This is a genomic window from Acidiferrobacter thiooxydans (assembly GCF_003333315.1).
Classification (GTDB): domain Bacteria; phylum Pseudomonadota; class Gammaproteobacteria; order Acidiferrobacterales; family Acidiferrobacteraceae; genus Acidiferrobacter; species Acidiferrobacter thiooxydans.
This window is the reverse complement of sequence record NZ_PSYR01000004.1, coordinates 1-20537: the sequence shown is the minus strand read 5'-3', so window position 1 is coordinate 20537 and position 20537 is coordinate 1. Positions and strand designations below refer to the sequence as shown.

Here is a 20537-nt window from a genome sequence, read left to right as displayed (position 1 = left end):
GCAGGTATTATGCCACCTTTCTATTACACACATCTTTCTGTCAACAAAGCATGAGGCATCGATGAATATCGATAGGTAATCGAATGGCCTGTCTTATGCGTTGCAGAGATGCCGGCGAAAGTCCCGCACGAGCGGATAGATCCAGATACTTTTGACGGGCTTTGCGTGGCGATGCAAGACGTCGAGCTTACCGCGCCCTTGAGTATCCCCAAGGTTTTGCCAGTTGGCCGCCTTGTAGCAGGTACCGGTAAAGCGCGGCTTCTCGACGAAGGTTTCGAGCAGAACCGGGCGATAGCTGTAGCGGGCGTGCCAGTCGTCGGGGAGTCGGCGGCTGACCAAGGCCAGGATCCGTGAGGCCAAGTTTGGGCAATGGATCCACGGCAGAATAAGGAAACGGGCATTGTTGACGATCAGGTGCAGATTGCGTTGCCGCTGATCGACCGTCCAGCCGATGGCCTGATCGCGGGGCTTGACCTTCCAGGCGCTGGCCCCGAAGCCCAGGGCCGCGACGATCTGGCCTTGGGCGCGTACGAAGTAGCGCAGTTGCGCCCCGGGCATGAGGGTATGCCCGAGGTAGTGGTGGCGTTCGATATAGGCGTTCCACAGCCGCGATTCGGCTCTGCCGAGGACCGGATCAATGGTGAGCGTAGCGAGATCGATGGCCGGGATGACGGCGGGTTCGCAAACCGCCTGTTCGATGTCCGGATAGGACCGGTAGGTGACGGGCTTGGGGTTGCGCGGCGGGGGCAGTGTGATCAGCCCATCGGCGTGCATGCGGTTGAGGGCCACGCGACAGCTCATATCCTTCAGAGCGCCATTTTCCCGGCGCCATCCGAGCCTCTCACAGACTTCCCGGGATAAACGAGCACGGTTCATCTGGGGGGTCGTGAGCCACTCGCGGATCAGCGCGATCTCGGCTGGTGTAAACTCTCGTCCGCAGTAGCGCATCGTTCAGCTCGAGTCGCGCGGGCTGAGGACATGTTTATGGGCACGCAGTGTCTCGACCGTCTCGTAAAGACTCGTCCAGCCGCGCCAGAGCACGGTGACGCCGGGTTCGCCATCCCCCTTGCGGCCCAAGTGGCCGCCGAGCCGGCCCAGCATGCGCACCATGTCGCGCAGCGTCGGGGCAGGACCTGCGGGGGCAATGCCCGCGTGACGCGGATATGCAGCGCTTCGACCTCCTCCTCGGAGAACACCTCGGTGGCCGGCCGATCCGGGTGCGCGCGGGCCAGGTAGGTCACATGCATCAGGCGCACGCCGATGATGCTGAAAAGCGTCAGATAGCGCTTGAGGCGCAAGGCCTCCTCGAGCAGGCAGTCCTCGACCTTGCAGCCGGATTTGAGCACCTTATGCCAGATCTCGATGCCCCAGCGCCGCCCATACCACCGCACCTTCTCGGTGGCGGACGCGAAGTCTTTGACGATGAGATTTGTGAGCAACACCCAGCTGATCGGCTCCACCCCGGCCGGCGGGGACGACTCGGTCGCCCCGATCAGGGTGACGGTCACAGGCTCGCTGGAGCCGGACGTCTGGGCCGCCCCACGGCGCGGTGGGGGCTGGATCGTGACCTCGGCTGTGCGCACCTCGATCGCCGCCGTGCGCGCCTTACGACTGCCGTTGCCAGGAACCTCAATCGTCATGCTCCCCCATGCCGGGGCATCGCTCAACGCCTCGAGCATCCGCGTGCAGCCCGCGCTGTCTTCGGGCACGAGCTTGCGGTCGGTGCGCGCGCGGATGAGATAGTGCGCCTGCAGGTCCTGGGCGCGTGTCAAGAACTCGAAGAAGTCCGATTCGCGGTCGGCCACGGTGACGACCGGCACGCCCGCGGGCGCCCGCTCGACCGTCTCTTTGAGCGCAATAAGCCATTTCGCGCTCTCTTTTTCCTCGATCGCCGTGACCTGCAGGCGCTCGATCTTCTCCTGATAGTCTTCCTCCGGGATCTCCCCGCGCGCCCAGATGCTTTGGCTCACGATCCCGAGCGGCACGCCCGAGGTGGTGAAGGCCAGTGCGTTATGCATGATGAGGCCCCGGTCATGCGCGGCGTTGCTCTTGCCAATCGGTCCGAGGCCCCGAGTCCTGACGTGCCGGCCGTAGGAGAAGAAGACCGTGTCCTGCATCACCAGCACCGCACCCCCGCAGCCGGCCATGCGCGCGGCCGTCGCTTCCCAATGGGGTTTGAGGATCCCCGCCGCGCTCGCCTTGGCATTATTGAACAGCCGATACGCCGCTTGCGTACTGGCCCAATTGCCGCACGCTTCATTGATCGGCGAGCCGGGAGATTGGGCGAGATATTCCGCAGTTTTCACCAAGCGACGATCCAGGCGTTTATCGGAGAGGTCGGCGCGGGCAAACTCTTGTCTCACCCACTCGACCGACTCTGTGCCGGCCTCCATGATCGCCCGCACATCCGGATCCCCACAACGCCTCGACTTTTGCACGCCGTCCGCCTGTCCTTGTCGCACGCCGCGACAACCGCCACCTTACGCAATCTCGGCGCGTGTGTCCAGCACTTTCGTTAGGCGCGTCAAACAATCAGAGAAAATCGCCAAAGATGTGTGCAATAGAAAGATTATGCCACAGGTGGCGCATGGCCCTTAACCGTGTAACGCGACAAGAAGCTTAGCGCTTGCGCGGACACGAAATATCGCACTCGTATCATACAACTGTCGCCGATGGCAGGCGCCTTTGGCGGACCCGGCTTGGTGCATAAATACCGATCACCGCGTCTGTGCGCGTCTTGTGCCTGACGGCGACCGCATCTCGGACCGACCCGCCCTGGTGCTCATGACCATCCTATGGGCATCGAAAAGATGATGCTTACCGGCCCTGAGGGGGATGGGCTGCGGACGTTTCGCTACTTGTCATGGACGGGCATGGCCCGTAACATGACCGGAGAAATGGTGCAGATTGTGCGTTCCGGGCGCGCGGACTTCGGCAAGGGAGGGCAGTGCATGCCAGGCGGCAGGGCGGCGAGCGGCAGTACGGACGCATGGTTTAGTCCGGAGGATATCTATCTCTTCCGCGAGGGGCGGCATGTGCGGCTCTACGAGAAGCTCGGCGCGCACCCGGTACGAGTCGCGGCCGATACCGGTGTGCATTTCGCGGTATGGGCGCCCAATGCGCAATCGGTGTCAGTAATCGGCGATTTTAACGGGTGGCGAAAGGATGCCCATCCGCTCAAGGTCCGCGACGATGGATCGGGTCTGTGGGCGGGGTTCATCGCCGGGATCAGTCCCGGGGCGCTCTATAAATATCACATCGTCGCGCGTGACAGCGGCTATGAAGTGGAGAAGGCCGACCCGTTCGCATTTCGTGGTGAGCTGCCGCCGCGTACGGCGTCGGTGGTATGCGATGGCAGTTATGCCTGGCAGGATGCGGCGTGGATGGCAAGACGCGGCGAGCGCATGGCGCTGACCGCGCCGGTGAGCATCTACGAGATGCATGCCGGATCCTGGCGGCGCGTGCCCGAGCAGGGCGGGCGCTGGCTCAGTTACCGCGAACTGGCTTCGATATTGCCGTCCTATGTCGCGGACATGGGCTTTACCCATGTCGAATTCATGCCGCTTACCGAACATCCTTTCTATGGTTCATGGGGCTATCAGACTACGGGGTATTTCGCGCCCACCGCGCGTTTTGGCGCGCCCGAGGACCTCATGTACCTCATAGATGCCCTGCATTGCCAGGGTATCGGCGTGATCCTCGACTGGGTGCCGTCGCACTTTCCGACGGATCTTCACGGCCTCGGGTTTTTCGACGGCACGCATCTTTTCGAGCATGCCGACCCGCGGCGCGGCTATCATCCGGAATGGCACTCGAGCCTATTCAACTATGGCCGCCACGAGGTGCGCTCGATATTGGTCTCGAGTGCGCTTTACTGGCTCGACAGGTTTCACATAGACGGTCTGCGCGTCGATGGCGTGGCCTCCATGCTGTATCGCGATTATGCGCGCGCGCCGGGGGAGTGGATCCCGAATGCCCACGGTGGCCGGGAGAACGAGGAGGCGATCCAGTTTTTGCAGGAGCTGAACGAGGCTGTGTACCGGCATTATCCCGACACGCAGACCATAGCCGAGGAGTCTACCGCCTGGCCCCAGGTGTCACGGCCGGTCTATGCCGGGGGCTCGGGTTTGGCTATAAATGGAATATGGGCTGGATGCACGACACGCTCGATTACATGGAAAAGGACCCCGTCTACCGCAAGCACCACCAGGGGCAGCTTACGTTCAGCCTGTGGTACGCCTTTCAGGAAAACTTCGTGCTGCCGCTTTCCCATGACGAGGTGGTCTATGGCAAACGCTCGCTGATTGCCAAGATGCCGGGCGATGACTGGCAGCGATTCGCCAATCTGCGCGTACTGTTTGCCTACATGTTCTGTCACCCCGGCAAAAAGCTGCTGTTCATGGGGGCGGAGTTCGCCCAGTGGCGGGAGTGGGCCCACGAAGACAGCCTCGACTGGCATCTTCTCGATTATGAGCCGCACCGCGGCATCCAGCGTCTGGTACGTGATCTGAACACCCTGTACCGCGGGGAGCCGGCGTTGCACCGGGCCGACACCGAGCCCGCAGGCTTCCGGTGGCTGGACACCGGGGACTGGGAGCAGAGCGTCATCAGTTTCTACCGCTTCGCCGAGCCCGCCGCCGAGCCGTTGCTGGTAGTCGCCAATTTTACGCCCCTGCCGCGCCACAACTACCGCCTGGGGGTGATGTGGCCAGGGCTCTGGCAGGAGATCCTGAACACCGATGCCACGATCTACGGCGGCAGTGGGCAGGGCAACCTCGGGGGGCTTGCCACCGCCCCGGTAGCCGCGCACGGCGCGTTGCAGTCCCTGAATCTCGTGTTGCCGCCCCTTGCGGTACTCGTGTTCAAGGCCCCACCACGGCCGGGGTCGGGTAACTAGGCCGTGGCGCGGCGTCTGGGCAAGGGGCCGCCCCTGCCAGCCGATGGCCGGTATCGGGTGGTGATCGAGGCGGTGAGCCCGGTGGTCGACTGCGGGCGCTTCCCCATAAAGCGGGTGATCGGCGACACCGTAATCGTGGAGGCCGATGTGTTTGCCGATGGTCACGACGCCGTGGCCTGTGTGTTGTGCGTACGCAAACCAGGCGGCCGCACGGTGGGCACGACGCGCATGACAGCGCTTGGCAATGATCGCTATCAGGGACGCTTTGTGGTCGCCGAGCTCGGTGTCTATCACTATACGGTACGCGCCCATATCGACCGCTTCGGATCGCTTACCCAGGAACTCGCGCGGCGGCCGGCAGACGACCCGGATCTGGTCCTGGTGTTTCAGCAGGCTGCACTCCTGATTGCGGCCGCCGCGGAGCGTGCGCCGGCGCGTGAAGCACGTCCGTTGCGCGTCGTACAGGCGCTGCTCGAGGGTCAGGCGTCTTCCGCCGACAAGCGCGCGGCGCTGTTAGACGAGGTCCTGGTCGAGCGGGTCTACCGGTTTTCGCAACCCGCGCATGAGACGGCGTGGGGACAGGAACTGGCGGTGCGTGTGGACCCCGAGAGCGCGCGCGCTGCGGCCTGGTATGAATTCTTTCCGCGTTCGCGGTGGGGGTCCGCCGGCGGACGATTGCGCGATGCCGGTCCGATCCTGGCGCATGTGGCGGCCATGGGTTTCGATGTCGTGTACTTGCCACCGATATCACCGATCGGGACGGAGCGCCGCAAGGGTCCGAATAATACCGCAAGCTGCGGTCCCGCGGATGTCGGCAGTCCGTGGGCGATCGGCAGCGCTGAGGGTGGCCACAAGAGCGTGGCCCCCACCCTGGGTACGCTCGCGGATTTCCGGGCATTCTGTGCGCAGGCCGAACGGCTCGGGCTCGCCGTCGCGCTCGACATCGCCTTTCAGTGTGCCCCTGACCACCCGTATGTGACCGAGCACCCGCAGTGGTTCCGTCACCGCCCGGACGGTAGCATCCAGTACGCCGAGAACCCCCCCAAGAAATACCAGGACATCTACCCACTGGACTTCGAGACCGAGGACTGGCAAGCCCTTTGGCAGGAATTGAAAGGCATCGTCTTGTTCTGGATCGACGCCGGAGTGCGCATCTTCCGGGTCGACAACCCCCATACTAAGGCCTTTGCCTTCTGGGAATGGCTCATAGGCGCGGTGCGCGCCGAGTACCCCGATGTCCTGTTTCTGGCCGAGGCCTTCACGCGCCCCAAGGTGATGCACAGACTCGCCAAGCTCGGGTTCACGCATTCGTATACCTATTTCACGTGGCGCAACAGCAAGCACGAACTGATCGCATACTTCACCGAGCTCATGCATGGACCTGGCCGTGAGTATTTCCGGCCCCATGTCTGGCCGAACACCCCTGACATCCTGCCGCCCTACCTGCAACACGCGCCGCGCGCGGCGTTCATCGCCCGCCTGGTGCTGGCCGCGACCCTGAGCGCCAATTATGGCATCTATGGGCCGGCCTTCGAGCTCATGGAATCGGTACCGCGCGAGCCGGGCAGCGAGGAGTACCGGGACTCCGAGAAGTACGAGCAGCGTGACTGGGATGTCGCCCGGCCCGACAGCCTGCAGGCGATCATCACGCGCATCAACACTATACGCCACGCACATCCGGCGCTCATGGCCGATTGCCATCTCGTGTTCCATGCCATCGATAACGACAACCTGATTGCCTACAGCAAGACCTCCGGAGACGGCGCTTCGGTCATTCTCGTGGTGGTGAATCTCGACCCCTATCACCGTCAGTCCGGATGGCTCGAGTGGCCGGCACAAATCGCCGGCGCTTGCAACGACCGCGCAGTGCAGATGCATGATCTCCTGTCGGATGCGCGCTATCTGTGGAGCGGTGGTCGCCATTACGTGGAACTCGCGCCCGAGCAGATGCCGGCGCACATATTCCGCCCGCGCAGCTATGTCGGCACCGAGCACGACTTCGATTACTACTCTTAGGTAATCCATGCACAAAAAAACAAGAAGCGAGGAATCGCGGATTTCGAATGATCCGCTCTGGTACAAAGACGCAGTCATCTATGAATTGCATGTACGTGCCTTCTTCGACGGCAATGGCGATGGTATCGGTGATTTCGCGGGGCTCACCGAGAAGCTCGATTATCTACAGGACCTGGGCGTCGATACCTTGTGGGTCCTGCCTTTCTATCCGTCCCCCATGCACGACGACGGGTATGACATCGCCGATTACCGCAATGTCCACCCCGACTATGGGACGCGTCGCGATTTCCTGCAGTTCGTGCGTGCCGCCCATGAACGGGGGTTGCGCGTCATCACCGAGCTTGTCATAAACCATACCTCCGACCAGCACCCCTGGTTTCAGGCGGCGCGCCAGGCCCCTGCGGGTTCACCCAAGCGCAACTTCTATGTGTGGAGCGACACCGCCAAGAAGTTCGAGGATACGCGCATCATATTCACAGACAGCGAGAAGTCGAACTGGGCATGGGATGATGTCGCCCAGGCCTACTACTGGCATCGCTTCTTTTTCCATCAGCCGGACCTGAACCACAACAATCCCCATGTCGTGAAGGCGGTGGTGCGGGTCATGGAGTTTTGGCTCGGCCTGGGCGTCGACGGCCTGCGGCTCGACGCCATCCCCTATCTGTGCGTGCGCGAAGGGACGAGCAACGAGAACCTGCCGGAGACCCACGCAGTGGTGCGCTACATGCGCTCGGTGATCGACCAGCGCTACGAGAATCGTATGTTACTTGCCGAGGCCAATCAGTGGCCGGAGGATGTGCGCGACTACTTCGGCGCGGGGGATGAGTGCCATATGGCCTATCACTTTCCGCTCATGCCGCGAATGTATATGGCCATCGCCCAGGAGGACCGGCATCCGATCGTCGAGATCATGAAGCAGACGCCGGACATCCCCGAGACCTGCCAATGGGCGATCTTTCTGCGCAACCACGACGAACTCACCCTGGAGATGGTCACGAACAATGAGCGTGACTATATGTACCAGATGTACGCTGCCGACCGGAAGGCGCGCCTCAATCTTGGGATACGCCGCCGGCTCGCGCCGCTCATGGACAATGATTTTGACAAGATCCGGCTCATGAATAGCCTGCTTTTGTCGATGCCAGGATCGCCGATCATCTACTACGGCGACGAGATTGGCATGGGTGACAATATTTACTTAGGCGACCGCAACGGTGTTCGTACACCCATGCAGTGGAGCCCGGACCGCAACGCCGGCTTCTCGCGCGCTGACCCGCAACGCCTGTTTTTGCCGCCGATCATGGACCCCATTTATGGTTATGGCGCGGTGAATGTCGAGGCGCAGGCGCGCGACCCCTCGTCTTTGTTGAATTGGACGCGGCGCATGCTCGCGATCCGCAAGAGCACGAAGGTGTTCGGGCGGGGCGCGCTTGAGTTCCTGGAGCCCGGCAACCGCAAGATCCTCGCCTATGTGCGCACCTATGGCGATGAGACGATCCTGTGTGTCGCCAATCTGTCGCACTCCGCGCAGCCCGTGGAGCTCGATCTGTCGGCCTACAAGGGGCGCGTGCCGATCGAGCTCATGGGTCGGACGCCGTTTCCGCCGATCGGTGACCTGCCCTATCTTTTGACCCTCCACGGCCATGGCTTCTATTGGTTCCGGCTCGCCGCCGGAGGGGAAGTTCCGGCCTGGCACGAGGAGCGCCTACCCCCGAGGAACTGCCGCTGCTCGTGCTGTTCGACGGATGGCGCAGCCTGTTTCGCGAGCGCGTGGTGCCGTGGCGTATGGCCATGGCCGACCGCGTCCGTGAGCAGTGGGAACGCGATGCCTTGCCACGCTTTGTGATGGCGCAGCGTTGGTATGCCGAGAAGGGCGTGGTCCCAAAGCGGGTCGCCATGACCGAGACCGCCGAATGGGCGGGGCCCGACGGCCAGTTTTTCTTCATGATCGCAGACGTGGTGGAATCGAGTGAGGGGGCGTCCGCGGGTCGCTATTTCGTGCCGGTATCGCTGCTGTGGGAGAGCGATAGCGAGGCGCGCATGCGCACGGTTTTGCCGCTTGCCATGGCGCGCGTACGCCAACAGGCGACGCTTGGCATCTTGGGCGATGCCTTTGCCGACGACGCTTTTTGCCGCGGACTTGTCGCTGTGATGCGCGAGGGACTGGCCTTTGCGGGTGAGGGCGGCGTCGTGCAGGGCGTGGCGGCGGGTACGCTTGAGCAGCCGGTGGCCGCAGACGAGGCGGTCCGCCATCCCAATACGCACAGCAGCAACACGGCGGTGGCGATCGGCGAGCGGTTGTTCTTGAAGGGCTATCGGCGATTGCAGGAGGGTATCAACCCGGAGGTCGAGATGGGCCGGTTTTTATGCGACGTGGCAGGCTTTCGCCATACCGTGCCGGTGCTCGGGACCCTCGAGTATAGGCCGGCTGCAGGTGGTGTCATCACGCTTGCGCTGCTCCAGGCCTATGTCGAGAACCAGGGGGATGGTTGGGACTATACCCTGAACTATCTCGACAACCATCTCGAACTGTGCCTGCATGGCGCGGCCCCGGCGGGAGGCAGTGAGGAGGTGCATGGCGGCTATCTCGCGCTCGTGCGCACGCTCGCTTTGCGCACCGCGCAGATGCATCAGGCCCTGGCCACGCCTTACGGCGATCCGGCCTTCGATCCCGAACCGCTCACCCCAGACGATGGTGCGCGCTGGGTCGCGGGGGTGCGCGCCGAGATGGAGGAGACCTTCGATATGCTCTCCGCGCGGCTTGCCGCCCTCCCGCCCGAGGTCCAGGATGACGCCAAGGCCGTGCTCGCCGGTCGCGAGACGTTTCTTGCACGCGCCGCACTGGCTGCCCCGACCGTGGGACAAAAGATCCGCTACCATGGGGATTACCACCTAGGGCAGGTCCTGCTCCAGCAAAACGATTTCGCGATCACCGATTTCGAGGGCGAGCCCGGGCGGCCGCTTCACGAGCGCCGACGCAAGCATACACCGCTACGCGATGTCGCGGGCATGCTACGGTCGTTCAGCTATGCCCTCTATACGGCGCTTGATCGTGTCGCCGCCGGGCAATCCGAGCATAGGGCGACGTTACTGCCTCACGCCCGCATCTGGGAGCAGGCCACGGTCGCGGCGTTCATCGCCTCCTATGCCGCGGCTATGGAGGCCACCAGCCTCTGGGGCGGCTTTGACGAGGCTGCGGATTGGTTGCGGCTCTTCATCCTCGAGAAGGCCTTTTATGAACTGCGTTACGAGATGAATAACCGCCCCCAGGCACTTGCGATTCCCCTGCAGGGCCTTTTGCAGGAGCTTGACCGTGAGGCCGTGGCGCAGGGTTCGTCGGGCGCGTAGATTCACAAAAACGCCTGAGGTCGGCGCCCCTGGGGGGCTGTCCGGGACGGGGCGTTGGGCGATTCATACGGAGAAGGAGGCTGACATCATGACTATCCTACACGCGGCGCTCGCGCCCCTGCCAGCGATCGTCTGGCAGTGGCAGCGGTGGTTGCCGCCTATTCTTATTGCGCTCGGTATTCTTGGCGGCGGGTGGTTGGCGGCCCGCTTTCTGCGGTTCGTGGCCACGAAGACGCTGCGCGCCATGAATTTTCATATTGTGACGGAGCGCGCCGGACTCGACGGATTGTTAGCGGCAGGCGGTGCCGGGACCGACACCACCGGTCTCATGGGGATGCTGGTGGCGGCGCTCGCGATCCTGATCGCCATGGTATGGGCCCTCGATATCGCCGGCCTGTCGGCGGGCGCGGCCGTGACCACGCGCATCGCGCTCTATATCCCGCGCCTTATGGTCGCGCTCCTGATGCTCACGGCCGGTTTGTACTTCGCGCGTTTCGTGGCGCAATCGGTGACGTTGTACGGAAATGAACTGGGGCTTGCCGATGCCCCGCTCCTTGGGCGCCTGATGCGCTCGATCGTGATCGCATTTGTGATACTCATGGTATTGGGCGAGTTACACATAGGCCAGAGGCTCATACGTGACTCGTTTCTCATCCTGCTTGGTGGAGTGACGCTCGCGGCAGCCCTCGCCTTTGGCCTTGGGGGCCGACGTTGGGCGGCGCATGTACTGGAACGCGATTGGCCGCGCGAGCGTCCACAGGGTATCGGCGAAGGGCTGGATCGGCGGTGAGGATGAGGCAATGAGCGAAGAGCGTCGGACCACCGGACCACGGGCTGCAGGCCGCCATGCGGTCTGGCCTGGACGGCCCTATCCTTTGGGTACCACCTGGGACGGCGAAGGCGTCAACTTCGCACTCTTTTCCGAACATGCCGAAGGGGTGGAACTGTGTTTGTTCACCGAGGACGGACGTCACGAGACTGCGCGCATCCCGGTGCGCTGGCAGACCGATCAGGTGTGGCACTGCTACCTCCGGCCGGAGGCGCGGCCGGGCTGGCTCTATGGCTATCGGGTCTATGGGCCCTACGACCCGCGCCATGGCCATCGCTTCAATGGCCATAAGCTGCTCCTAGACCCATATGCCAAGGCCATTGCCGGCGAGTTGCGCTGGAGCAATGCGCATTTTGCCTACCGTGTCGGCCACAAGCTCGAGGACCTGTCGTTCGATCGCGCCAACAACGCGCCATTCATGCCCAAGGCGCGGGTCGTGGAATCGGCATTCAGCTGGGGCGACGACCGGCTTTTGCGCACGCCCTGGCATGACACCATCATCTATGAGCTGCACGTGAAGGGCTTCACTTGGCTGCACCCGCTCATACCCCAGGACTTGCGCGGTACCTATGCCGGCCTCGGATCGGCGCGCGTCATCGAATACCTGAAGTCGCTTGGCATCACCGCCGTCGAGCTCATGCCGGTGCACGCCTTCATAGACGATCGTCATCTGGTCGAGCGCGGGCTGCGCAACTACTGGGGCTACAATTCGATCGGGTTCTTTGCACCCGATGCGCGTTATTCGGCGAGCGGCCAGATATCCGAGTTCAAGACGATGGTGAAGGCGTTTCATTCAAACGGGATAGAGGTCATTCTCGATGTCGTATACAACCATACGGCCGAGGGCAACCACATGGGCCCGACGCTGTCGTTCAGGGGCATAGACAACCTCTCCTATTACCGCCTGTCGTCCGAGGACGCACGTTATTACATGGACTTCACGGGCTGTGGCAACACGCTGAACATGCTCCATCCGCGTGTCTTGCAGCTCATCATGGACTCACTGCGTTATTGGGTCCTGGAGATGCATGTCGATGGTTTTCGCTTCGATCTCGCCTCGACCTTGGCGCGCGAGCTGCACGACGTGAACCGGTTGTCGGCGTTTTTCGATATCATCCACCAGGATCCGGTGCTCTCGCAGGTCAAGCTCATTGCAGAGCCTTGGGACCTCGGCGAAGGCGGTTACCAGGTCGGCAACTTTCCGGTGGGCTGGACTGAGTGGAACGGCAAGTACCGCGACGTGGTGCGCGCCTACTGGAAGGGGGAGGGTGGGGTCATCGGCGAGCTCGCCTACAGGCTGACGGGTTCAAGTGATCTCTATGGGCATGGCGGCCGCAATCCCTATGCCTCGATCAATTTTGTGACCGCGCACGACGGCTTCACCCTCGAGGATCTGGTGAGCTACAACGACAAGCACAACGAGGCCAATGGCGAGGACAACCGCGACGGTACCGACACCAACCTGTCATGGAATTGTGGGGCCGAAGGACCTACGGACGACCCTGCCATACGCGCCCTGCGCGCGCGCCAGAAGCGCAACATGATTGCAACCCTGCTGCTGTCGCAGGGGGTCCCGATGATCCTTGCCGGCGATGAGATCGGGCGCACGCAACGCGGCAACAACAACGCCTATTGCCATGACGACCCGATCAATTGGGTGAACTGGGAGCTGACACCGGAGGACCACGATTTCTTGCGGTTCGTCCAGCATGTGATCCGCATCAAGCAAAACCATAAGGTATTCCGCCGACGTTCGTTTTTTCAGGGCCGGCGTATCCACGGCAGCGATATCAAGGACATCACTTGGTTGAAGCCTGACGCGACCGAGATGAACGATGAGGAGTGGCGCCAGAGCTTTGCCCGCTGTCTCGGGTTGTTCCTGGCCGGCGAGGGGCTGGAGGAGTTCGACGACCGGGGGCGCATGATAGGGGATGTCGATTTCCTGTGGTTATTGAACGCGCATCACGAGGAGATCCCGTTTGCGCTGCCCCCCTATAGGACCCAGGGGTGGCAGGTGGATATCGATACCAGCTATAGCGTCCCGGCGCGCGCCACGGGGGCGGTGATCACAAGCGGTGTTTATCCCCTGCAAGGGCGCTCGCTTGTGCTGTTGCGCGAAGCGACCCCGGATCGGCGCATGGGGCTTGGGCACTGAGTGGCAATGGCAGCATTCGTTCGGGAGGCGTCATGACGGTTCACGAGGACACGCGTACTCCGGGGGTGGCGAGGCGTCACGAACCCCTGGGCTTCGGGGCCGAGTGCGTCGAGGACGGGGTACGGTTCCGGTTGTGGGCCCCGGCGGCGCGCCAGGTCGACGTGGTGCTGGAGGATGAGGGGGTGGTGGTCCCCATGGACGCCTTGGAGGGCGGCTGGTTTCAGGTCACGAGCGGACAGGCGCGCCCGGGAAGCCTGTATCGTTACCGCATCGATGGCGGCCTGCACGTCCCGGACCCGGCATCGCGCTTTCAGCCGCGAGATGTGCATGGTCCAAGCGAGGTGGTGGATGCGCACGCCTTTGCGTGGAGTGATGGGGGGTGGCGTGGGCGTCCGTGGGGCGAGGTAGTGGTCTACGAGCTTCATGTCGGCACCTTTAGTCCCGAAGGAACCTTCGCAGGTGCCATGGCGCTCCTGCCGCGACTGGCCACGCTTGGGGTGACGGCCATAGAGCTCATGCCGCTCGCCGATTTCCCGGGGCGCGCCAACTGGGGCTATGACGGTGTGTTGCCGTTTGCCCCCGACAGCCGTTATGGTCGCCCCGAGGACCTGAAGGCCCTGATCGCCGCCGCCCACGGTCTTGGGCTCATGGTGTTCGTCGATGTCGTTTATAACCACTTCGGCCCGGATGGAAACTATCTCGGCGTCTATGCCCCCGAGTTTTTTACCTCGCGTCATCGTACACCGTGGGGCGATGCCATAAACTTCGATGGACCGGGCAGCGTTACGGTACGTGCCTACTTTACCGCCAACGCGCGCTACTGGCTTCACGAGTACCATTGCGACGGTCTGCGTTTCGATGCCGTGCATGCCATTGTCGACGATTCGCCGCAATCGATATTAACCGCCATCGCCGAGGCCGTGGCACCGCTGCGGGCTTGCGGGCGCCACATCCATCTGGTTTTGGAGAACGAGAACAACGAGGCGGGCCATCTCAATGGTAGCGACGGGCCCCAGGGATTCACTGCGCAATGGAACGACGATATCCACCACGTCCTGCATGTACTTTTGACAGGCGAGCGCGATGGCTATTATGCGGATTACATGGATGACCCGGCGGGCCGGCTCGGTCGCTGCCTGACCGAGGGCTTTGCCTACCAGGGTGAGTGGTCGGCGGTCCGCGAAGGGGTGCGCGGCGAATCGACGCGCGGACTGTCGCCGACAGCGTTCGTGGGATTTCTGCAAAATCATGACCAGATCGGAAACCGCGCCTTCGGGGAGCGCATAACGGCGCTCGCATCGCCTGCGGCGGTGCGCGCGGCGACTGCTGTGCTCCTGCTCGCGCCCTCGCCACCCTTGCTGTTCATGGGTCAGGAGTTTGCCTGCAGCCGGCCGTTTCTGTTTTTTTGTGATTTCGGGCCTGAGCTCGCTTCCGCCGTGACCGAAGGGCGGCGCCGGGAATTCGCGCGCTTCCCTGAGTTTGCCGACGAGTCGCGTCGCGCCCACATCCCGGATCCCAACGATCCCGCAACATTGATAAAGAGCCGGCTCGACTGGACAGAGGCAGAGCGCTCGCCGGGCCGGGACTGGCTCACGTTCCATCGTGAGCTGCTCGCAACCCGTGCGCGCCATATCGGCGCACGGCTGGCGGCAGGCGAGGTGCGTACCTTGGGCTTTAATCGCTTCGGCGCGCGTGGCCTGACCGTGGGCTGGCTTTTTGCCGACGGCGCGCAATTGCATCTCGCCGCGAATCTGGGGGACGCGGATGCAGTCGTTGCGGATCGCATGAGTCCCGCGCCCATGACCCTCTATGAGACGTGCGCGCCGGCCGGGGGCGGCTCGGTCCCTGGGAGGTCCGCTGGGGCCTATGGCCGGGTGCGGCCGACACGACGGCAGGCGGTCCGTGAGCCGGCATCCGAGCACATCGCGCGCGGCATTGTCGGCCCTCGGGCGGGCGCATCATGGGTACCCCGTGCGCGCCACCTACCGCTGGCAGTTTCACAAAGGCTTTGGTTTTCGCGATGCCATACGACTTGTCCCGTATCTGGCCGAACTCGGTATCAGCCATTGTTACGCCTCACCGTACCTCAAGGCCCACGCCGGCAGCAATCATGGCTACGATATCGTCGACCATACACGCATCAATCCCGAGGTCGGCACCGAGACCGAGCGGCAGGCCTTCGTGCGGACACTCAATGCCCACGGGCTCTACCAGATCCTCGATGTCGTCCCAAACCATATGCGCGTCGACGATCCAGAAAACCGCTTGTGGTGGGACGTACTGGCGCTCGGGAGGCGGTCCCGGTTCGCGCATTATTTCGATATCGATTGGGTGACGCCCGAGCGGCCCTACGAGGATAAGATCGTCATTCCGATCCTCGGCGGACCTTATGGCGAGGTGCTGGAGGCCGGCGCCATTGTGCTCGATTTCGAGGCCGGTCACGGCGGGTTCGTGGTGCGGTATTACGATCACCTACTGCCGCTTAGCCCCGCGTCCTATCCGCAGCTTCTGGCGGAGGTTGCGCAATGTGTCGAAGGTTTGGGCCCCGGCGATGAGGCCATCGGGCAGGAGATATCAGATCTCATCGCGCTTTTCGAGCGCGCCTCGAGTCAGATCGCAGACGGCGCGGTAGCCGCCGAGTTGGTCGGCCTTGTCACAGAGGGCGTAAGCCGCATGGCTGTGTGGGTGACTGGGCATGCGCGCTGCGCTGAGGCCTTGAAGGCGGTACTGGCGCGCTATAACGGGGATGAGGGCGCAGGCGCACGCCGCTACGACGCCCTGCATGCGCTTTTGGAACAGCAGGCCTACCGGCTAGCGTTCTGGCGCGTCGCCGGCTACGAGATCAACTACCGGCGTTTCTTTGATATCAACGAACTCGCCGCGCTACGTATGGAAGACCCCGAGGTGTTCGCGGCGACGCACGAACTGATCGGCCGCTGGATTGCCGCCGGTGATGTGACCGGACTTAGGATCGATCACCCTGACGGGCTGCGCGACCCGCGCGGCTATTGCGCGAGGCTCCAGGACTGGGCGCGGGATCGGCGACGGACCAAAGGGATGGTTGGCGCGACCGACCCCGGACTTTTGTATGTGGTGGTAGAGAAGATCCTGGGGGCCGATGAATCGTTGCCCGGGGATTGGCCGGTCCATGGCACAACCGGCTACGATTTCACACGCCTTGTGAGCGGCGTGCTCGTGGATGCCGATGGGGAGACGGGCATCGACGCAGCCTATGAGGCGTTTGTGGGCACCCATGACCACTACGCAAATCTGCTCTATGAGTGCAAGGTGCTGATTATGCACACCATTCTCGGCAGCGAGATCCATACCTTGGGGATGGCGCTCGATCGCATCGCCGAGCGTGACCGGCGGACACGTGATCTTACGCTATCGGCGCAAAGGACCGCGCTCTTTGAGATCGTGGCGTGCCTGCCCGTGTACCGTACCTATGTGACGGCAGACGGTGTGAGTGCGGCGGATCGTGCCGTGATCGACGCAGCATGCGCGCAGGCCAAGGAGCGTAATGCGCTCGTGGAGCCGGCGGCGGTCGATTTTATTCATGACCTGTTGCTGCTCGAAGGTCTGGACGCGCGCGCCGCCGAGGAGCGTGGCGAGATCCTGGAGTTCGTGGGGGCGTTTCAGCAGTACACAGGTCCGGTTATGGCCAAGGGCCTCGAGGACACGCTCTTCTACCGCTATAATCGCATGGTGTCGCTAAACGAGGTGGGAGGCGACCCTTCGCGTTTTGCGGTGTCGTGCGCGGACTTCCATGAGGCCAACATCGAGCGCCTGCGCGATCATCCTGGGACACTGCTCGCGACCTCCACCCATGACAGCAAACGCAGCGAGGACGTGCGCGCGCGATTGCATGTCCTGTCCGAGATCCCGGAGGCGTGGGGCACGCGTGGGCAGTGGCTGAAGGCGCGACACATGACCTTCAAGGGCTTAGATGGGACGGCACCGTCATCGCGCGATGAATATCTCTTTTATCAGACCCTGATCGGTATCTGGCCCCTTACCCCCAGTCCTGAGGCATGGGCCGACATGCGCGGGCGCCTCAAAGATTATGTGCTGAAGGCGGCGCGCGAGGCCAAGGCCGAGACGAGCTGGGTCAAGCCCGCCCCGAGTACGAGGGCGCCGTGGCGGCGTTCGTAGACGCCGTCACAGACCCTGTGACAAACGGCGAGACACTCGCCGCGCTCGCGGCCTTCGTCGCCCGATCGCGCGCACCGGGCTATGGACGGCGCTAAGTCAGGTGGCGCTGAAGCTCACCGTGCCCGGGGTCCCGGACTTCTATCAGGGGACCGAGTTGTGGGACTTTCATCTCGTAGACCCGGACAATAGGGGCCCGGTGGACTATGAGTGCCGTGCGCACATGCTGGCCGAGGTCGCGCGCTTCGATGACGAGGATGCCGCCGGACGCGCGGCTTTGCTGGCCGCGTGGCTTGCGCACCCCGAGGACGGGCGTGCAAAGATGCACCTGACCCGCCGCCTTTTACATTTGCGGCGCGCCTATCCCCGGCTGTTTGCCGAGGGGCACTACGAGCCCCTGCAGGCCGAGGGGCCTTATGCCCGGCATATCGTGGGTTTCGTCCGCCGCAACGAAGAGGCGACTATGCTCGTGGTCGTGCCCCGCCATTACTGGGCACTCACCGAGGGCGGCCTGCGCCTGCCGCTGGGACGCGCGGTGTGGGGCGCGACACGCATCCCGCGACCCGCAGACCTTGCGCCATCGTCATGGCGCGATGTCTTGACAGGTGAGCTCGGGACGTCATCCATGGCCGACAGCGGTTTTTGGGAGCTCGAAGCGATCGTGGCGCGCTTCCCCATTGCGGTCCTGATCGCGCCTACGAACGGGCGGACGACGCCCGCGGATGAGTGTCGCGGGGCCTGGAGACGGCCTGCGTGATACCCTAAGGCCCCGGAGTTCCCGCGACAGTTGAGGTGGGGTGGTCGATGGCCAAGCAGTACGCGCATATCCCTGAACGCTGGGCGCGCTTTATAACGGAACAGAAGATCTTCTTCGTGGCCACCGCCACCTGCGACTCGCGCGTCAATGTCTCGCCTAAGGGACTAGATAGCCTGCGCATCCTCGATCCCAATCGCGTGGCATGGCTGAACCTCACAGGTAGCGGCAACGAGTCGCGGCCCATGTCCAGAGCGATGCGCGCATGACACTCATGTTCTGCGCCTTTAGCGGCGACCCTGTCATTCTGCGGCTCTACGGCACCGCGCGCGCCCTCCACCATACGGATCCCGACTGGCCGGTACTTGCCGCGCTCTTTCCGCCGTTGCCCGGCGCCCGTCAGATCTTCGATGTCGCGATCGACCTCGTGCAGACCTCGTGCGGCTTCGGGGTACCGTACTTCGATTTCGCCGGCGACCGGCCGGACCTGCGTATCTGGACCGAGAAGAAGGGCGAGGAGGGTGTACGGCGATATTGGCATGAGCGTAACGCCGTCAGTCTCGATGGCATAGAGACCGGGATCGCCGCCAAGAACCGCTCCTGATCGCCCCGGCCCTCGCAAGTCGCCTGCACGCGGGTTCGCCGGGTGGCGATCATGGTCGGGCGCGCGCCAAGCCCGCCGATCAGGGCGGGGAAGGATCCTGCGGGGACAAGGCGCTGAACACGCTTCGTGCGATGCGCAAGGCGGCCGTCAACAATGAGAAAGATGGGGTAACCCCTGCCTGCCCGCAAGCGCTTGAGAAAGGTTATGACGCGCGCCACCCTAAAGAGCGGGGCTTCCCGCTCCACCGGCCGTTGTCGCCACGAATCATGGCGATCTCACAAGCCTCCATGGGCAGAGACCGACGGTCGTGCGGCCGTGAGCTGTACCCTGATGGCGGATATCGGCCCCCACACGCGTCATTGGGGCGCGGAGCCTCGGGTAGTCGGTTTTGTAGCCACATCTCGACCCGGGCCGGGTTCTGATAGACCAGGAGCAGGGCCCAGCGCCAGCACGGGGCGCTGACCGGCAAGGGGAATGCGCCGGTTCGATCCGCTCGGCACCGGTTCTGCCTGGGCGCTCGTGACCAGATATTCTTCTCGACTGTCGGCTGTCCGATCTTCGCGGGCCGCGCCTCGCTGGATGCGAGACCGTTTCCGAGATCGCTTCGGCAGCGACGGCATCGTTCTTGTGGGTCTTTGACGCAGGGCATGGACGCTGTGGACGGCAAAAACCGTCTTTACCAGATCAATTCCCATCGTTGTGGGTCGCAGACGTCAGCGGCTCGTACGCTATTCCTGTCTGCTGCCCCAGATACCGATCCGCGTGACCGATCGCGCGCCACCGAGTCCCGGGGGCACCGACCCGTCGATCTTTTTTATGGGTACTGTGGCAAAATCTTCTTGGCGTATTGCGATTTCGCATATTATTATATGCCCGAATGATGTATAGGGGCCCGCCGCATTGGGGCTCCTGTCCGTTCGCCCAAGGAAACACGCGGGAGGCGTCACGATGCTGGCCAGGCGGTACGATATGATTGCACGTAGGATTGGGCATCTCGCCCGTCCCTGGTTCCCTCTCCCTGCTGTTTTCTTCCGGTTGTTCCGCCCATGGCCTTGCCCGACAATTCCTGATCTTTCGGCCGGCGGGGCCCCTGTCAGGGGCCGATATGCGATTTACGATTCTCGATGTCGCGGTCATGCTCGGGATCATTGTCCCCACGGCGATTATCACCACCTACTTTCTGCTGCGCTATCGCAAGACCAACACCAACGCCGCCTATGACCCCCACTGGTCTCATTCGAATCTCATAGAACTTATAGTGTGGCGATCCCGTTGCTCACCGTGGCGATGCTCGGCTATGAGTCGTACAAGGGGACCTATGCGGTCAATCCCTACGATCCACGTATGATCAAGACCAAGACCGCATCGGCCGCCAATCCCGGAGCGCACCCCTGAACGTCGATGTCATCACCACCGACTGGCAATGGCTGTTCGTCTATCCAAAGCAGCATATCGCCGTCGCCAATGAACTCGTGATCCCGCGCGGGACGCCGGTGGTATTCCATATGACGTCGGCCACTGTCGTGAATGACTTCTTCATACCCAACTTGGCCGGCATGATCGATGTCATGCCCGGTATGCGCACAAAGCAGGTGCTGGTGGCTGACAAGATCGTCAATACAGGGGATATTCCGCGAACTTCAGCGGCGCCGGCTTCTCGTGGATGGGGTTCAAGACGCACGTGGTGAGCAGCGCGCACTTTACGCACTGGATACAGTCGATCCAGAAGTTCCCGCGGCACATGGACTATGCGCAGTTCAATAAATTCGCCAGACCCACGAC

At 62.9% G+C, this 20537-nt stretch carries 9 protein-coding genes and 4 pseudogenes; 11 read left to right on the top strand and 2 right to left on the bottom strand.

Annotated elements, in window-relative coordinates:
* Nucleotides 1-93 precede the first annotated feature (93 nt).
* Both C4900_RS15695 and C4900_RS15690 read right to left on the bottom strand, forming a co-directional pair.
* Complete coding sequence (locus C4900_RS15695; RefSeq protein WP_114282479.1) at nt 94-948, bottom strand: DUF4338 domain-containing protein; 855 nt, start codon at nt 946-948, stop codon at nt 94-96.
* Nucleotides 903-2438: an IS4 family transposase gene (locus C4900_RS15690; protein ID WP_147267208.1), complete on the bottom strand. Its 1536-nt coding sequence runs from the start codon at nt 2436-2438 to the stop codon at nt 903-905. Before C4900_RS15690 ends, C4900_RS15695 begins: the two co-directional genes overlap by 46 nt.
* Before the next feature lie 513 nt (nt 2439-2951).
* On the opposite strand from C4900_RS15690, the pseudogene glgB reads away from it, so the two are divergent.
* From glgB to C4900_RS17505, 11 genes and pseudogenes are all read left to right on the top strand, one after another.
* Nucleotides 2952-4897, top strand: a pseudogene (gene glgB / locus C4900_RS15685) (1,4-alpha-glucan branching protein GlgB).
* Nucleotides 4898-4900: 3 nt separating this feature from the next.
* On the top strand, nt 4901-6913 hold the full coding sequence (locus tag C4900_RS15680; protein ID WP_211306840.1) for an alpha-1,4-glucan--maltose-1-phosphate maltosyltransferase: 2013 nt from the start codon (nt 4901-4903) through the stop codon (nt 6911-6913).
* 7 nt (nt 6914-6920) lie between these two features.
* Nucleotides 6921-10261, top strand: a pseudogene (treS, locus tag C4900_RS17515) (maltose alpha-D-glucosyltransferase).
* 88 nt (nt 10262-10349) lie between these two features.
* Nucleotides 10350-11051: a mechanosensitive ion channel family protein gene (locus tag C4900_RS15665; protein WP_065970878.1), complete on the top strand. Its 702-nt coding sequence runs from the start codon at nt 10350-10352 to the stop codon at nt 11049-11051.
* A gap of 10 nt (nt 11052-11061) precedes the next feature.
* The gene (gene glgX, locus C4900_RS15660) at nt 11062-13245 is read left to right on the top strand and encodes a glycogen debranching protein GlgX (protein ID WP_114283585.1); all 2184 of its coding nucleotides are present in this window, start codon (nt 11062-11064) and stop codon (nt 13243-13245) included.
* A 32-nt stretch (nt 13246-13277) separates the two neighbouring features.
* Nucleotides 13278-15047, top strand: a pseudogene (gene treZ, locus C4900_RS16800) (malto-oligosyltrehalose trehalohydrolase); the annotation flags it as partial.
* 7 nt (nt 15048-15054) lie between these two features.
* On the top strand, nt 15055-17400 hold the full coding sequence (gene treY, locus C4900_RS16495) for a malto-oligosyltrehalose synthase (RefSeq protein WP_114283581.1): 2346 nt from the start codon (nt 15055-15057) through the stop codon (nt 17398-17400).
* Between the two features lie 100 nt (nt 17401-17500).
* Nucleotides 17501-18154 carry a malto-oligosyltrehalose synthase gene (locus tag C4900_RS15645; protein ID WP_114283580.1) on the top strand — a complete coding sequence of 218 codons (654 nt, stop codon included), beginning with the start codon at nt 17501-17503 and terminating at the stop codon, nt 18152-18154.
* A gap of 47 nt (nt 18155-18201) precedes the next feature.
* Nucleotides 18202-18755, top strand: a pseudogene (locus tag C4900_RS17510) (pyridoxamine 5'-phosphate oxidase family protein).
* A gap of 1260 nt (nt 18756-20015) precedes the next feature.
* Nucleotides 20016-20150 carry a hypothetical protein gene (locus C4900_RS16975; RefSeq protein ID WP_267896471.1) on the top strand — a complete coding sequence of 45 codons (135 nt, stop codon included), beginning with the start codon at nt 20016-20018 and terminating at the stop codon, nt 20148-20150.
* Nucleotides 20120-20443, top strand: coding sequence for a cupredoxin domain-containing protein (locus C4900_RS17505; RefSeq protein ID WP_114283579.1), 324 nt, complete (start codon nt 20120-20122; stop codon nt 20441-20443). Before C4900_RS16975 ends, C4900_RS17505 begins: the two co-directional genes overlap by 31 nt.
* Nucleotides 20444-20537: the final 94 nt, after the last annotated feature.

Excerpts from the sequence above, each read along its gene's own strand:
- C4900_RS15695 (WP_114282479.1), bottom strand. The coding sequence starts at position 948 with ATGCGCTACTGCGGACGAGAGTTTACACCAGCCGAGATCGCGCTGATC.
- C4900_RS15665 (WP_065970878.1), top strand. The coding sequence starts at position 10,350 with ATGACTATCCTACACGCGGCGCTCGCGCCCCTGCCAGCGATCGTCTGG.
- glgX (WP_114283585.1), top strand. The coding sequence starts at position 11,062 with ATGAGCGAAGAGCGTCGGACCACCGGACCACGGGCTGCAGGCCGCCAT.
- treY (WP_114283581.1), top strand. The coding sequence starts at position 15,055 with ATGAGACGTGCGCGCCGGCCGGGGGCGGCTCGGTCCCTGGGAGGTCCG.